This window comes from Duganella guangzhouensis, assembly GCF_009674535.1.
GTDB lineage: Bacteria > Pseudomonadota > Gammaproteobacteria > Burkholderiales > Burkholderiaceae_D > Rugamonas > Rugamonas guangzhouensis.
Genome location: NZ_WKJK01000034.1, coordinates 1 through 15945, shown reverse-complemented (window position 1 = coordinate 15945; position 15945 = coordinate 1). Strand labels below are relative to the sequence as shown.

Annotated in this window: 14 protein-coding genes; 12 read left to right on the top strand and 2 right to left on the bottom strand. The window is 64.1% G+C overall.

All coding sequences use genetic code 11. From position 1 onward, the window contains the following. The first annotated feature begins 56 nt into the window (after positions 1–56). Positions 57–1271, top strand: coding sequence for an MFS transporter (locus GJ699_RS32525; protein WP_154383575.1), 1215 nt, complete (start codon positions 57–59; stop codon positions 1269–1271). Positions 1272–1541: 270 nt separating this feature from the next. Next, positions 1542–2081 (top strand): hypothetical protein, encoded by a 540-nt coding sequence (locus GJ699_RS32520; protein ID WP_229262408.1) that lies wholly within the window; start codon positions 1542–1544, stop codon positions 2079–2081. On the opposite strand, the gene recG is transcribed toward GJ699_RS32520, so the two are convergent. Then, complete coding sequence (gene recG / locus GJ699_RS32515) at positions 2071–4137, bottom strand: ATP-dependent DNA helicase RecG (protein WP_154383574.1); 2067 nt, start codon at positions 4135–4137, stop codon at positions 2071–2073. The genes GJ699_RS32520 and recG overlap by 11 nt on opposite strands. A 70-nt stretch (positions 4138–4207) precedes the next feature. On the opposite strand from recG, the gene queA reads away from it, so the two are divergent. The 6 genes from queA (at position 4208) to GJ699_RS32485 (ending at position 10943) form a co-directional block, all read left to right on the top strand. After that, positions 4208–5233 carry a tRNA preQ1(34) S-adenosylmethionine ribosyltransferase-isomerase QueA gene (gene queA, locus GJ699_RS32510; RefSeq protein ID WP_154383573.1) on the top strand — a complete coding sequence of 342 codons (1026 nt, stop codon included), beginning with the start codon at positions 4208–4210 and terminating at the stop codon, positions 5231–5233. A gap of 2 nt (positions 5234–5235) precedes the next feature. After that, positions 5236–6375, top strand: coding sequence for a tRNA guanosine(34) transglycosylase Tgt (gene tgt / locus GJ699_RS32505; RefSeq protein WP_154383572.1), 1140 nt, complete (start codon positions 5236–5238; stop codon positions 6373–6375). A 71-nt stretch (positions 6376–6446) separates the two neighbouring features. Then, positions 6447–6782 carry a preprotein translocase subunit YajC gene (gene yajC / locus GJ699_RS32500; RefSeq protein ID WP_371867733.1) on the top strand — a complete coding sequence of 112 codons (336 nt, stop codon included), beginning with the start codon at positions 6447–6449 and terminating at the stop codon, positions 6780–6782. Positions 6783–6840: 58 nt separating this feature from the next. Further along, complete coding sequence (gene secD, locus GJ699_RS32495) at positions 6841–8703, top strand: protein translocase subunit SecD (RefSeq protein WP_154383571.1); 1863 nt, start codon at positions 6841–6843, stop codon at positions 8701–8703. Between the two features lie 14 nt (positions 8704–8717). Next, positions 8718–9740 carry a protein translocase subunit SecF gene (secF, locus tag GJ699_RS32490; protein WP_154383570.1) on the top strand — a complete coding sequence of 341 codons (1023 nt, stop codon included), beginning with the start codon at positions 8718–8720 and terminating at the stop codon, positions 9738–9740. Between the two features lie 111 nt (positions 9741–9851). Further along, a complete protein-coding gene (locus tag GJ699_RS32485) occupies positions 9852–10943 on the top strand; it encodes a DUF4351 domain-containing protein (RefSeq protein WP_154383569.1) in 1092 nt (363 codons plus the stop codon). Here the strand turns inward: GJ699_RS32485 and GJ699_RS32480 are convergent. Further along, the gene (locus GJ699_RS32480; RefSeq protein ID WP_154383568.1) at positions 10940–11944 is read right to left on the bottom strand and encodes a helix-turn-helix domain-containing protein; all 1005 of its coding nucleotides are present in this window, start codon (positions 11942–11944) and stop codon (positions 10940–10942) included. The two genes, GJ699_RS32485 and GJ699_RS32480, sit on opposite strands and share 4 nt — an antisense overlap. A gap of 137 nt (positions 11945–12081) precedes the next feature. Between GJ699_RS32480 and eat the strand changes: the two genes are divergently transcribed. The 4 genes from eat to GJ699_RS32460 form a co-directional block, all read left to right on the top strand. After that, entirely contained in the window at positions 12082–13455 is a 1374-nt protein-coding gene (gene eat, locus GJ699_RS32475) for an ethanolamine permease (RefSeq protein ID WP_154383567.1), read from the top strand. 16 nt (positions 13456–13471) lie between these two features. After that, positions 13472–14293 carry a TorF family putative porin gene (locus GJ699_RS32470; protein WP_154383566.1) on the top strand — a complete coding sequence of 274 codons (822 nt, stop codon included), beginning with the start codon at positions 13472–13474 and terminating at the stop codon, positions 14291–14293. 23 nt (positions 14294–14316) lie between these two features. Continuing rightward, positions 14317–15708 carry an ethanolamine ammonia-lyase subunit EutB gene (locus tag GJ699_RS32465; RefSeq protein ID WP_154383565.1) on the top strand — a complete coding sequence of 464 codons (1392 nt, stop codon included), beginning with the start codon at positions 14317–14319 and terminating at the stop codon, positions 15706–15708. 10 nt (positions 15709–15718) lie between these two features. Then, positions 15719–15945 (top strand): ethanolamine ammonia-lyase light chain EutC (locus tag GJ699_RS32460; protein WP_195763706.1); only part of this gene is annotated, 227 nt, incomplete at its 3' end.

The following is a 15945-nucleotide window of genomic DNA, read 5'->3' as shown; positions in this document are numbered from 1 at the left end:
GCCGCCGCGCCCGGGTGCGTGCGGCGGCCCATAACATCAATAACAGGGGATTCACCATGCATACCACCGAGCGCGCACCTTCCTTGAAAACCGTCTTGCTGGCCACCGGCGTGATCCTCACGCTGGCGATGGGCGTGCGTCATGGCTTCGGCTTCTGGCTGCAACCGATCTCACAAGCCAATGGCTGGACGCGCGAAACCTACTCGCTGGCGCAAGCCATGCAAAACCTGATGTGGGGCGCCTTCGGCCCGTTCGCCGGCATGGCGGCCGACCGCTTCGGCACCATGCGCGTGGTGCTGGTCGGCGCCATCAGCTATGCGGCCGGATTGGTGTGGATGGCGATGGTGACGCAGCCGACGCTGTTCGTGCTGGGCACCGGCGTGTTCGTTGGCTTCGGGCTGGCGTGCACCGCGTTTGGCGCCGTCAGCGGCATCATCGGCCGCGTGGCGCCGGCCGAGAAGCGCTCGTGGGCGTTCGGCATTTCCGGCGCCGCCAGCTCGTTCGGGCAGTTTGTCATGATGCCGGTCGAGCAGCAGCTGATTTCCGCCGTCGGTTGGCAGCACGCCTTTTACATCCTGGGTGCGCTGATCGTGTTGTTGATGGTGCCGATGGCGCTGTACCTGCGCGAGCCGGCGGTGCAGCACGCGCACGGTCCGCAGCAAAGCATCCGCGAGGCGGCCAGCGAGGCGCTGGGCAACCGTTCCTTCCTGTTCCTGGTGGCTGGCTATTTCGTGTGCGGCTTCCAGGTGGTGTTTATTGGCATGCACTTGCCGGCCTATCTGAAGGATAAAGGGATCGCCAACCCGGACGTGGCGGTGTTGGCGCTGGCGCTGATCGGTTTGTTCAATATTTTCGGCTCGTACTACGCGGGCAAGCTGGGCGGGCGCTTGCCCAAGCGTTACCTGCTGTCGACGATTTATTTCTCGCGCTCGGTGGTGATTTCGCTGTTCCTGCTGGCGCCGTTGATGCCGATCTCGGTGTATCTGTTTGCGGCGGCGATGGGCGTGTTGTGGCTGTCGACCGTGCCGCTGACCAATGGCATTATCGCTGGCGTATTTGGCGTCAAGCACATGTCGATGCTGGCGGGGATTGTGTTCTTTTCGCACCAGTTGGGCAGCTTCCTCGGCGTGTGGCTGGGCGGCTATCTGTACACCGCCACCGGCAGCTATGACATCGTCTGGGGCATCGCCATCGCGCTGGGCGTGATGGCCGGATTGGTCAACCTGCCGATCAACGAGCGCCCGCTGGCGCGCGTGCAGGCGGCCGGATGAAAACCTGGCTGCTGCGCGCCGCCATCGCCATCGTGCTGGCGCTGGTGTTCACCGCCTACCTGCAGCCAGCCTTCGTGGTCGACCTTGCCAACCGCATCTACCTCTGCTTCTAAATTGGCTTGCATATATAGGGGAGGGGTGTGTTGCAACTCCCTGTGGTAAAGCTTCTACTTTTCCTTCTATTTTCCCCTGCTTTTCTCAATTTTCCCCTGCATTGAACTTTATAGGGGAAAGCAGGTCTAACTAGAACAAAGCAGAAGGAGAAATAGGATGAAATCCACAGTGACCGTGCAGGTAGACACCGATACCCTGCTCCGCCTGATCAGCCAGCTTCAAATCCGTGGCGGCGCGCAAGACGTCTCCGCCGCGATCAACAGCGCCATCGAGTTATGGCTGCGCGAACAGACGCAACTGGCCAAGGGCTGCGACCCTGCCAGCGTGCGCGGCTACCAATGGAAAACCCTGTTTCTGCCGGAAGGCACTGAGATCCGCTCATGGAGCTACGGCGAGCACAACTACGCGCGCGTGGTCGGTGACGAAATCATCCACAACGGCAAAGCCGTGACGCCCAACCAGTTCGCGCAATCGTTCGCGCGCACCGTACGCAACGCCTGGATCGACCTGTCCGTCCGTCGTCCAAGGCCAGCCAGCCGTCGCCACCACCGTCATTGTTACCGCAGTTGGCCGACGCGCCCCGCCCGTGCGGCCAGCCGCGCGACACCAGGCCCGGCGAAGGCTGGGATTTGCCCGAACGGCGTAAATTCCGCTTCCGTCTGGAGGACGTCGCATTCGAATAGCGCTACACCTTGAGGAATTCTTCGCGGCCGCCTAGCCAGCGGGCCAGGTGGGCTTCGACGGTGGCGGCTTTTTCGGGGCTGTCGGCGTGCAGCAGGTCGTGCGCGACGTCGCGCGCCTGATCGACCAGCCAGGCGTCGGTTTCCAGGTCGGCAAAGCGCAGCATGGCCTGGCCGGATTGGCGCGCGCCGAGGAATTCACCGGGGCCGCGAATCTCCAGATCGCGGCGGGCGATTTCGAAGCCGTCAGTGGTCTCGCGCATCGTCATCAGGCGCTGCTTGGCGATCTGGCCCAGCGGGCTTTGATACAGCAGCAGGCACACCGACGCCGCCGAACCCCGTCCCACCCGCCCGCGCAACTGGTGCAGCTGCGACAGGCCGAAACGCTCGGCATGTTCGATCACCATCAACGACGCATTCGGCACGTCGACGCCGACCTCGATCACGGTGGTGGCTACCAATACCTGCATGTCATTGGCGATGAAGGCTTCCATCACCTCCTGCTTTTCGGCCGGCTTCATGCGGCCGTGCACCAGTCCCACGTTCAAATCCGGCAGCGCTTCCGCCAGCAGCGCATGGGTTTCGGTCGCCGTCTGCAGCTGCAAGGCTTCCGACTCTTCGATCAATGGACAAACCCAGTACACCTGCCGCCCTTCCTGCGCCGCCGCGTGCACCCGCTCGATCACTTCGTCGCGCCGATTCTGGTCGATGGTGCGCGTGACGATGGGGCTGCGTCCCGGTGGCAGCTCGTCAATCACCGATACTTCCAGATCGGCGTAATAGGTCATCGCCAGCGTGCGCGGAATCGGCGTGGCCGACATCATCAGCTGATGCGGCACCGAACCCTCGACGCCCTTGTTGCGCAGCGTCAGCCGCTGGCCGACGCCAAAGCGATGCTGCTCGTCGACGATGGACAGCCCCAGGTTGGCGAACGTCACCACCTCCTGCAGCAGCGCGTGCGTGCCCACCACCAGCCGCGCCTCGCCCGACTCGATGGCGTTATACGCCGCCTGCTTTTCCTTTTTCTTCAAGCTGCCGGTCAGCCACGCCACCTTGACGCCCAGCGGTTCGATCCACGCCGCGATCTTGCGGAAGTGCTGCTCGGCCAGAATCTCGGTCGGCGCCATCAGCGCGGCCTGATAACCGCTGTCGATCGCCTGCGCGGCGGCCAGCGCCGCCACCACCGTCTTGCCGCTGCCAACATCGCCCTGCAGCAGCCGCTGCATCGGATACGGCTGGCGCAGATCGGCGCGGATCTCGGTCAGCACCCGCTGCTGCGCCTTGGTCAGCTTGAAGGGCAGGGCGGCTTCCAGCGCCTTCGACAGCGCGCCCACCTTCTTCAGCGCCGGCGAGCCCTTGGCGCGGCGTGCCCGCTGCGCGCGTTTCAAGGACAGCTGCTGCGCCAGCAGCTCGTCGAACTTGACCCGGGTCCAGGCCGGATGCGAACGGTCAGCCAGCGCGTGGTTGTCCACTTGCTGCGGCGGATAGTGCAGCAGCTTCACCGCCGGCTCCAGCTCGGACAGCTGCAACTGCTGGCGAATCTCCAGCGGGATGGTATCGGTCCAGTCGACCCGCCTCATGGCATCGGTAATCGCGCGCCGCAGCACCAGCTGCGACAAGCCCTCGCCGGCCGGATACACCGGCGTCAGCGAAGTCGGCAGCGGCGCGCCCTCGTTGACCACCTTGTAGGCCGGATGCACCATCTCGGCGCCAAAGAAGCCGTGTTTCAGCTCGCCGCGCACCCGCACCCGCGTGCCCTCGGCCAGTTGCTTGACCTGGCTGCCGTAGAAATTCATGAAACGCAGCTGCAAATCGCCGCTGCCATCGCTGATGTGTACCAGTAGCTGGCGGCGCGGCTTGTAGGCGATCTCGTTTTTGGTGACCACGCCCTCCACCTGCGAGGTCTCGCCACCGTGCAGCCGCGCTTCCTCGATGCTGATGACCTGTGTCTCATCCTCATAGCGCATCGGCAGGTGCAGCACCAGATCCATGTCGGTGTGCAGGCCCAGCTTGGCTAGCTTGGCTTCGGCGCTGATGTTTTTTTTGGCAGTTTTCGGCGGTGAAACAGGCATATGGCGTAAAATAGAGGGTTGGCCGCCAGTATTGTAAGGCCTACCGTATTTTTGTTAACAGAGTCCCTACATGTATTCGCTTTCCGATTTCGATTTTAACTTGCCGCAAGAACGTATTGCGCAATTCCCGCTGCCCGACCGCAGCGCTTCCCGTCTGCTGCACCTGGACGGCGCACAGATCATCGACCGCCAGTTCGCCGACATCGTCGACCTGCTGCAGCCGGGCGATCTGCTGGTGATGAATAATACCCGGGTGCTGAAGGCGCGTTTCTTCGGCGTCAAGGAAAGCGGCGGCAAGGTTGAAGCATTGGTCGAGCGCGTGCTGGATAACCGCACCGTGCTGGCCCAGGTGCGCGCCTCGCGTTCGCCGCTGGCCGGCACCAGGCTGCGCCTGGCCGATGCCTTTGACGTCACCGTCGGCGAGCGCGCCGGCGAATTTTTCACGCTGCACTTCGACGCCGATGTGTTCGACCTGATCGAAGCCCACGGCCGCCTGCCGCTGCCGCCCTACATCGAGCACGCCGCCGATTCCTTCGACGAAAACCGCTACCAGACCGTGTTCAACAAGGTGCCCGGCGCGGTGGCCGCGCCGACCGCCGGCCTGCACTTCGACGAGCCGCTGCTGGAAAAGCTGCGCGCCAAGGGCGTCAACTTCGCCTACGTCACGCTGCACGTTGGTGCCGGTACCTTCCAGCCGGTGCGTAACGAGAATCTGTCCGAGCACCAGATGCACACCGAGTGGTACACCATGCCGCAGGAAACCGTGGACGCGGTGCGCGCCACCCGCGCCGCCGGCCGCGACGTGGTGGCGGTGGGCACCACCTCGCTGCGCGCGCTGGAATCGGCCTCGCAGAGCGGCCAGCTGGAAGCCGGCAGCGCCGATACCGCGTTGTTCATCACGCCCGGCTACCGGTTCAAAACGGTGACCCGTTTGATCACCAATTTCCACCTGCCGAAATCGACGCTGCTGATGCTGGTCTCGGCCTTCGCCGGTTTCGAAGAAATCCGCGCCGCCTACGCCCACGCCATCGCCAGCGAATACCGCTTCTTCAGCTACGGCGACGCCATGCTGCTGACGACGCAAAACAAGGAATAAGAATGCTTGAGTTTACATTACACAAAACCGACACCACCGGCGTCACCAAAGCCCGCCGCGGTGAGGTCAAACTGAACCACGGCGTGGTGCAAACCCCGATCTTCATGCCGGTCGGTACTTACGGCTCGGTGAAAGCCATGTCGCCGCTGGAGCTGAAGGAAATCAACGCCCAGATCATCCTCGGCAACACCTTCCACCTGTGGCTGCGCCCCGGCAACGACGTCATGGCCAAATTCGGCGGCCTGCACGACTTCATGGGCTGGGACAAGCCGATCCTGACCGACTCCGGCGGCTTCCAGGTGTTCTCGCTGGGCGCGATGCGCAAGATCACCGAAGAGGGCGTGCACTTCAACTCGCCGATCAACGGCGACAAGCTGTTCCTGTCGCCCGAAGTGTCGATGCAAATCCAGCGCGTGCTGAATTCCGACATCGTCATGCAGTTCGACGAATGCACGCCGTATGAAATCGATAACCGCCCGGCCACGCTGGACGAGGCCGCCAAGTCGATGCGCATGTCCTTGCGCTGGGCCCAGCGCTCGCACGACGAATTCCACCGCGGCGAAAACCCGAACGCGTTGTTCGGCATCGTCCAGGGCGGCATGTTCGAAAACCTGCGCGACGAATCGCTGGCCGGCCTGGAAAAGATCGATTTCCCCGGCCTGGCCATCGGCGGCCTGTCGGTGGGCGAGCCGAAGGAAGACATGATGCGCATCTTGCAACACGTCGGCCCCAAGCTGCCAGCCAACAAGCCGCACTACCTGATGGGCGTCGGCACGCCGGAAGACCTGGTGGCCGGCGTTTCCAGCGGGGTCGACATGTTCGACTGCGTGATGCCGACCCGAAATGCCCGCAACGGCTGGATCTTTACCCGCTTTGGCGACGTCAAGATCAAGAACGCCCGTTACAAGGATGATAAGGAGCCGTTCGACAGCACCTGCTCGTGCTACGCCTGCAAGAACTTCTCGCGCGCCTATCTGCACCACCTGAACCGCACCCAGGAAATCCTCGGCGCGCGCCTGAACACCATCCACAATCTGCATTACTACCTCGACATCATGCAGCAGATGCGCGACGCGCTGGACGCCGACCGCTTCCCGGACTGGGTGAAACAATTCCACGCCGATCGCGCGCGCGGGGTGTAAAAGTCCTGACGCCGCACCGCCAGTGCTAGAATACAGCGCTGTTTTTTAAACCATAGATATCGGAGTCACCAGTGTTCTTCATTTCCAATGCTTACGCCCAATCCAACCCTATCGAAGCGCTAGGCTCGTCCAGCTTCCTGGGCCAGTATGGTTTCCTGATCCTGATGGTGGTGGCCATGTACTTCCTGATGATTCGTCCTCAGCAGAAGCGCGCCAAGGAACAAAAGACCATGATGGAAGCCCTGGCCAAGGGTAACGAAGTGGTGACCGCCGGCGGCGTGCTGGGCAAGATCACCAAGATCTCGGACGCCTACGTGACGCTGGAAATCTCCAGCGGCGCCGAACTGGTGGTGCAAAAGAACGCCATCACCACCGTGCTGCCGAACGGCACGCTGAAAAGCCTGTAATTCCCCCGGGCCCGCCTTGGCGCGGGCCTTGTGACGTCCCCATAGAACGTTAGAGCATATGAATCGTTATCCCGTCTGGAAATACATCCTTATTGCGGTCGCCATCCTGCTGGGCGCGCTGTACACGGTGCCCAACTTGTTTGGCCAGTCGCCGGCGGTGCAGGTCACCAGCGGCAAATCGACCGTCAAGATGAGCGCCGACATGAGCGCCAAGGTCGAGCAGGTACTGGCCCAGGCCGGCATCGCCAACAACGGCCTGACCTTTGATGGCAGCGGCGCCTACGCCTCGGTGCGGGTGCGCTTCGCCACCCCGGACATCCAGTTCCACGCCAAATCGGTGCTGGAAAAAGGCTTGAACACCGATCCCGCCGACCCGACCTACCTGGTGGCGCTGAACCTGCAGGAAGACACGCCGAAATGGATGCAGGCGCTGCACGCGCTGCCGATGTACCTCGGCCTCGACTTGCGCGGTGGCGTCCACTTCCTGATGCAAGTCGACACCAAGGCGGTGCTGAGCAAGCGCATCCAGGGTATCCAGGCCACCGCCCGTAGCGTGCTGCGCGACAAGAACGTGCGCCACGCCGGCATCGACCGGGTTGGCGACAGCGTTGAAATCAAATTCCGCGACGACGCCACCCGCCAGAAAGCCAAGGACGTGCTGGCCGGCCAGATCGCCGATCTGCTGATGAGCGACAGCGGCGACGGCACTGAGCTGAAAACCACCATCAGCCTGAAACCGGCCGCGCTGAAAGCCACCATCGACGCCGGCGTGCAGCAAAACATCTCGACCCTGTCCAAGCGCGTCAACGAGCTGGGCGTGGCCGAGCCGGTGATCCAGCAACAGGGCGCCGACCGCATCGTGGTGCAGCTGCCGGGCGTGCAGGACGTGGCCCGCGCCCGTTCCGTGATCGGCCGCACCGCCACGCTGGAAGTGCGCATGGTCGATGAATCGATCACCCCGGGCACCGAAATGTCGGCGGCGATTCCCTTCAACTCCGAACTGTTCACCGTCGGCAAGGGCGTGCCGGTGGTGCTGACCAAGGACATCGTGCTGTCGGGCGACTATATTTCGAGCGCCGTGGCCAGCCTGGATGAGAATCACCAGCCGGCCGTCAGCATCGACCTGAACGGCGACGGTGGCCGCCGCATGCGCGACGCCACCCGCGACCGCGTCGGCAAGAAAATGGCGATCGTGCTGTTCGAGAAGGGCAAGCCGGAAGTGCTGTCGGTGGCCACCATCCAGAGCGAACTGGGGAGCAGCTTCCGCATCACCGGCATGGGCACCGCCGAGAACTCGACCGAGCTGGCGCTGCTGCTGCGCTCGGGCGCGCTGTCGGCGCCGATGGAAGTGATCGAGGAACGCACCATTGGTCCGGCGCTGGGTGCCGAGAACATCAACAAGGGTCTGCACTCGACCATGTACGGCTTTGCCGCCATCGCCGTGTTCATGATCGCTTACTACATGATCTTCGGCTTCTTCAGCGTGTTCGCGCTGGCGGTCAACCTGTTGCTGCTGGTGGCGCTGCTGTCGCTGATGCAGGCCACGCTGACCTTGCCTGGCATGGCGGCGATCGCGCTGGCGCTGGGCATGGCGATCGACTCCAACGTGCTGATCAACGAGCGCATCCGCGAGGAACTGCGGGCCGGCGCCACCCCGCAAGCCGCCATCGCGGCCGGCTTCGACCGCGCCTGGGCCACCATCATCGACTCCAACGTCACCACGCTGATCGTCGGCGTGGCGCTGTGGGTGTTTGGTTCCGGTCCGATCCGCGGCTTCGCCGTGGTGCACACGCTGGGCATTCTGACCTCGATGTTCTCCGCCGTGTTCGTCTCGCGCGGCGTGGTCAACCTCTGGTACGGCCGCCAGAAGAAACTGCAATCGATCGCCATCGGCACCGTCTGGGTGCCGGGCCAGAAATAATCAGGGGCTGACAAATGGAATTTTTCCGCATTAAAAAAGACATCCCGTTCATGCGCCACGCGCTGGTGTTCAACGTCATCTCGGCGTTGACCTTCGTCGCGGCCGTGTTCTTCCTGCTGCACCGCGGGCTGCACTTCTCGGTGGAGTTCACCGGCGGCACCGTGATGGAGCTGCGCTACGAGCAGGCGGCCAATCTGGAACGGATTCGTCACACGCTGGAAGGCATCGGTTACGAACAGCCTGAGGCGACCGGCTTCGGCACCGCGCACGACGTCATGCTGCGTCTGCCGGTGGTGAAGAACATCAGCTCGAAAGACGCCTCGGCGCAGGTGTTCGACGCGCTGTGCAAGGCTGAAACGGGCGCGCTGAAGCAGATCGACACCGTCACCGCCAAGGGCGAGCACGTGGTCAAGCAATCGTGCTCGGCCGCTGGTGGCAATGAGCTGGTGACGCTGCAGAAAGTGGAATTCGTCGGCCCGCAGGTCGGCGACGAGCTGGCGCAGAATGGCCTCAACGCGCTGGTGATGGTGGTGATCGGCGTGATGATCTACCTGGCCGTGCGCTTCGAATGGAAGTTCGCGGTGGCGGCGATCATCGCCAACTTGCACGACGTCGTCATCATCCTCGGCTTCTTCGCCTTCTTCCAGTGGGAATTCTCGTTGACCGTGCTGGCTGGTGTGCTGGCGGTGCTGGGTTACTCGGTCAATGAATCGGTGGTGATCTTTGACCGGATTCGCGAGAACTTCCGCAAGCAGCGTACCGCCACCGTGCACGCGGTGATCGACAACGCCATCACCTCGACCATCTCGCGCACCATCATCACCCACGGTTGCACCCAGATGATGGTGCTGTCGATGCTGTTCCTGGGCGGCCCGACGCTGCACTACTTCGCGATGGCGCTGACCATCGGCATCTGCTTCGGCATTTACTCATCGGTGTTCGTCGCCGCCGCCGTCGCCATGTGGCTGGGCGTCAAACGCGAAGACCTGATCAAGCCGGTCAAGCCGAAGGACGAAACCGACGGCGCAGTGGTTTAAACCCGAATCCCTCCCCAGCCTGAACGCGCTCAAGATCGCGCTCAGTGCGGGGAGGATTTTTCTTTGTGCTGCCGCATGCGGCCATCTTGGTTACGGCCCTAGACTGGGCGGATGCCCAATGCCGCGCCCCCCGCCCGCTATGACCTGCCCTGGAAAGCCGCGCTCACGCATGCCTTCCGCGACTTCATGGCCTTCTTCTTTGCCAAGCTCTGCAAGGAGATCGACTGGCGCCAGCGGCCGCGCTTTCGTGACAAGGAGCTGGCCGGCATCAGCTTCGGCGGCGCCACCGACAGCATGGTGGCCGACAAGCTGGTCGAGGTCCGTCTGCGCGCCGGCGGCGTGCGGTGGGTGCTGATTCACATCGAAGTGCAGGCGCAACGCGACGCGGCGCTGGCGCTGCGCATGCTTGATTACAACTACCGGATTTTCAGGGAATACAAGCAACCGGTCACCAGCCTGGTCGTGCTGGCCGACGAGGACGCCAACTGGCGGCCACGCACCTTCCACAACCGGTCGCTGGGAACCTTGATGGGCATCTGGTTCCCCACCGTCAAATTGCTCGACTATGCCCACCTTGGCGCAGAGTTGGCGGCATCGCATAACCCGTTTGCCCTGGTCACCCTGGCCCACTTGCGCACGCAGCAGGCCCGGCACGACCCCGAGCAGCTGTATGCCGCCAAATGGCAACTGACCAAACTACTGTACCAACATGGCTGGCGCAAAGAGCGCATAATCGTTTTATTCAATGTGATCAACTGGATGATGGCCTTGCCTGCCGCACATCAGCAGCGTTACTGGCAGGCGGTTCAGAAGCTGGGGAAGGAGCAAAAAATGGAACTCCCACCATTTTTCCAATCGATGGTTGATAAAGGCGTGGAACGAGGTATCAAAAAAGGACTCAAGCCGGCGCTGCAGCAAGGCCGGAAGCAGGCTCTCGAACAAGGACTTGAACAAGGGCGCGAACGAGGGCTTGCAAAAGGACTTAAGCAAGGCTTGGAGCAAGGTCTGGAGCAAGGACTGGAGCGGGGGCGCAGGGAAGGCGCGTTGGCGCTGCTGGAGCGGCAGCTCGTGCGGCGCTTCGGTCCGCTGCCCAAAACCGCCTCCAACAAGCTGGCCAAGGCCAGTCTGGCGCAACTGGAAGCATGGAGCGACGTACTGCCGGAAGCCACATCGCTGCGACAGGTATTTAAGCAAGCACCTTAGATGCGCAGCTTCTGCGCCGCCGACGGGCTGAGACCAAACAGCTTGCGATAGTCGGATGAGAACTGGCTGAAGTTGCACAGTCCCCACTCGCCGGCCAGCTCGCCGATGGCGCGGCCGTCATGCAACTGGCGCCGCACGCCGTTCAGGCGCAGCATGCGCAGATAGGCGTTCGGACTCATGCCCAGCACATCTTCGAAACAGTATTGCAGCGTGCGCCGGCTGACGTGCACCCGCTCGCACAGCTCCGGCACCGTGATGCTGTCACCACGGTGCGCCAGCATGTAGTCGCGCGCCAGCGCCACCACCTGGCGCCGCCGCTGCAAACTGGCCGCCATCGCCGGCTCGACGCAGCTGCGGTCCAGCATCTCCAGCAGTCCGACCAGCACGGCATCCTGCCAGTGCGCCGCGCCTGCCGCAGCATGCGCCGTCAACGCGCTGGCGCTCCCCAGCGGGCCGCCGCCGTCGCTGGCCGGCAGCAGCCGGCGCAAGGTGCGCACGCAGGCCGCGCGCGCCGCCGCATCCACCTGCAGCAGCTCGGCCGCCTGCACCCGTGTCCAGTCGATCGCACAGCCTAGCCGCCGTGCCGTCTCGGCCAACAACTGGCGGCTGGCGACGATGCCATAGATGCGGTACGCGGCCGGCGTCACCAGCTCGAACTCCACATTGCCGGCCTGCACCATAATCCAGTCCGCCGCGCTCTGACGGCCGTTGATGCGGGTCAGCTCGCCCTCATGATCCGGCAGACCGAACCAGATCGCATCCGGCCACACCCGGCACGATTGCCGCACCGCCTGACTCAAATCCTCGCGAAACACCTGCAACCCAGGCTGCCGCAGCTCAGTCAGCGCGCCCGCGAACAGGCCGGCGCTGATCTGATCGTAGCGCTGGTTCCAGTTGGTCAACTCGCAGGCCAGCTGATCGGCATCATGCGCCAGCACCGTGCGCAAGCTGCCGCCCAACTGCGGTGCGTGCGGCGCCGCCGCCGTGCCAGAGTGGTGCATATGAACTCCCGATGTTGTGTGTGGACCGCGCGCGCCACAGGGCCATGGCGCTTTGCCGATTTCCTATAACGGCCGCTGTCGGCGCGCTCCTATACTCAAATCGAGCAACTTCCATACCCGCTACTTAGGAGAACAACATGAGCGCACAACCTGCCGCCGGGAGCTCCCCGGCGCTACAGCAGTCGCTGGGCACCTTCCAGCTCTGGGGCATCGCCGTTGGCCTGGTCATCTCGGGCGAATACTTCGGCTGGAGTTACGGCTGGGCATCGGCCGGCACCCTCGGCTTCACCATCACCGCGCTGTTCGTCGCGGCCATGTACACCACCTTCATCTTCAGCTTCACCGAGCTGACCACCTCGATCCCGCATGCCGGCGGCCCGTTCGCCTACAGCAAGCGCGCCTTCGGCCCGCTGGGCGGCTATCTGGCCGGCGCCGCCACGCTGATCGAATTCGTGTTCGCGCCACCGGCCATCGCGCTGGCCATCGGCGCCTACCTCAACGTCCAGTTCCCGCAGATCGATCCCAAGCTGGCCGCGGTCGGCGCCTACCTGATCTTCATGACCCTCAACATCGTCGGCGTGCAAATCGCCGCCAGCTTCGAATTGCTGATGGCGCTGCTGGCCATCTTCGAACTGCTGGTGTTCATGGGCGTGGTCTCGCCCGGCTTCTCGATGGCCAACTTCAGCAAGGGCGGCTGGGCCGGCCAGGACAGCTTCAGCGCGCTGGCCATCCCCGGCATGTTCGCCGCGATTCCGTTCGCGATCTGGTTCTTCCTGGCGATCGAAGGCGTGGCCATGGCCGCCGAGGAAGCCAAAGATCCCAAGCGCTCGATCCCGATCGCCTACATCACCGGCATCATCACCCTGGTGCTGCTGGCGATCGGCGTGATGGTGTTTGCCGGCGGCGCCGGCGACTGGACCAAGCTGGCCAACATCAACGACCCATTGCCGCAGGCGATGCGCCTCATCGTCGGCGACCACAGCAAGTGGCTGCACATGCTGGTGTGGCTCGGCCTGTTCGGCCTGATCGCCTCCTTCCACGGCATCATCCTCGGCTACTCGCGCCAGATCTATGCGCTGGCGCGTGAAGCCTACCTGCCGCGCTACCTGGCCGCCGTGCACCCGCGCTTCAAGACCCCGCACCGCGCCATCATCGCCGGCGGCGTGGTCGGCATCGCCGCCATCTACAGCGACGAGCTGATCCAGTTCGGCGGCCAGACCCTGACCGCCAACATTGTCACCATGTCGGTGTTCGGCGCCATCACCATGTACATCCTCAGCATGCTGAGCCTGTTCAAGCTGCGCCGCGCCGAACCGCACATGGCACGCCCATTCCGCGCCCCGTTCTACCCGCTGTTCCCGGCGATCGCACTGGCCGGCGCCTGCGTCTGCATGGCCACCATGATCTATTACAACCCGCTGATCTTCGGCCTGTTTGCCGCCTTCATGGCACTGGGCTATGGCTTCTTCCTGGCCACCAAGAGCAACCGTGCGATGCACGTTGCCGCTTAATTTATTGGAGTAATACATGACCGTCACCCGTATCCTGCTGTCCTCCCTGATGTTGGCCGCCACCGGCGGCGCGCTTGCCGCTGACACCGCCCCCGCTCCCGCTCCCGCTCCCGCGCCGGACTGGACCGAAAGCGGCAACGTCACCGTGGTATCCGACTACCTGTTCCGCGGCGTTTCGCAAACCCAGGCCAAGCCCACCGCCCAGGCCAACCTCGACTTCACCCACGCCAGCGGCTTTTATGTTGGCGTGTTCGGTTCCGGCGTCTCGCACGCCGCCTACAACAACGGCGGCGGCGCCGAGCTCGACCTGTACGGCGGCTACCGCGCGCCGCTGGCCGAGGGCAGCACCCTGGACGCCGGCGTCGTCACCTACTGGTTTCCGGGCGCGCACTTTGTCGCCAGCGGCAAGGACATCAAATACCACACCCAGGATGCCAAGCTGGCGTGGAACAACGGCGCGCTCAACGTCACCGGCTGGGTCACGCTGAGCAAATACTGGTTCGGCTTCACGGTCGATCCGTTCAGCGGCCAGCGGGTCGACACGCGCGGCTCCACCTACGCCGAAGTGAACTGGAATCCCGAGCTGGCGCCCGGCCTCACGCTCAATCTGCACGGCGGCCGCCAGCTGGTGCGTAACCTTGGCATGTACAATTTCTACGACCTCAAGGCGGGCGTGACCAAGACCGCCGGCAACTGGGCGTTCGCCGCCGCCGCCGTCTACAACAGCGGCCACGAGTCGCGTAACGGCACGCCGCTGTGGGTGTTCTACAATGCCGATGGCAGCGGCAAATATGTGGCGCAAAAGCGCTTGCTGCTGACGGTTACCCGCAACTTCTGAACCCGGCAGCACGGAGGCGTGGCATGAGCAGTTTTTCGCACACAGTGGGGAGCAGAACCTACCAGTTCCGCGACCTGAAGGACTTGATGGCGAAAGCCACGCCGGCCCGTTCCGGCGATTATCTGGCCGGGCTGGCCGCCGCCAGCGCCGAAGAGCGGGTGGCGGCGCAGATGGCGCTGGCCGCGCTGCCGCTCAGCATCTTTCTGCAGCAGGCGCTGATTCCGTATGAGGACGACGAAGTCACCCGCCTCATCATCGACCGCCACGACCGCGCCGCCTTCGCGCCGATCGCTCATCTGACCGTGGGCGACTTCCGCAACTGGCTGCTGGGCGATGGCGCCGACAGCGCCGCGCTGGCCGCCGTCTCACCCGGCATCACGCCGGAGATGGCGGCCGCCGTCTCCAAGCTGATGCGGGTGCAGGATCTGATCCTGGTGGCGAAAAAATGCCACGTCACCACCGCGTTCCGCAACACCATCGGACTGCCGGGGCGGATGTCGACCCGCTTGCAGCCCAACCATCCGACCGACGACGCCACCGGCATCGCCGCCAGCGTGCTGGACGGCTTGCTGTACGGCAGCGGCGACGCGGTGATCGGCATCAATCCGGCCACCGACAACGTGCCGCAAGTCATCAAGATCGTCACCATGCTGGACGAAATCATCGACCGCTACGGCATTCCCACCCAGTCCTGCGTATTGACCCACGTTACCAACACCATCGCCGCGATTGAGCGTGGCGCCCCGGTGGATCTGGTGTTCCAGTCGATCGCCGGCACCGAGGCCGCCAACGCCGGCTTCGGCATCAACCTGGCGCTGCTGGACGAGGCGCGCCAGGCCGCGTTGTCGCTGCGACGTGGCAGCGTCGGCAACAATGTCATGTATTTTGAGACGGGGCAGGGCAGCGCGCTGTCGGCCAACGCCCATCACGGCGTCGACCAGCAGACCTGCGAGGCGCGCGCCTACGCCGTCGCGCGCGCGTTCGCGCCGCTGCTGGTCAACTCGGTGGTCGGCTTCATCGGCCCCGAGTACCTGTATGACGGCAAGCAGATCGTGCGCGCCGGACTGGAGGACCACTTCTGCGCCAAGCTGCTCGGCCTGCCGATGGGCTGCGACGTCTGCTACACCAACCACGCCGAGGCCGACCAGAACGACATGGACATCCTGCTGACCCTGCTGGGCACGGCCGGCTGCACCTTCGTCATGGGCATCCCCGGCTCGGACGACATCATGCTCAACTACCAGACCACCTCCTTCCACGACGCCCTGTACGCGCGCCGCGTGCTGGGCCTGAAGCCGGCGCCGGAATTCGAAGCCTGGCTGCAACGGATGGAAATCTTCACCCGCGACGCGCAAGTCACGCTGGGCAACGGCCTGCCGCCGGCGTTCGAGCGCGCCTTGCTGCGCCTGTCCTGAAAGCCGCCAGATGAAAGACGAACTGGTCATCGCCAACCCGTGGCGCACGCTGCGCCGCTACACCGACGCCCGCATTGGCCTCGGCCGCACCGGCGTCAGCCAACCGACCGCCGAACAGCTGGCCTTCCAGCTCGACCACGCGCGCGCGCGCGACGCCGTCCACACCCCGCTCGACACCGCCGCGCTGGAGCAGGCGGTGCGGCAGGCGCTGTCCAGCCAGCCGTCCGCCGCCGGCGG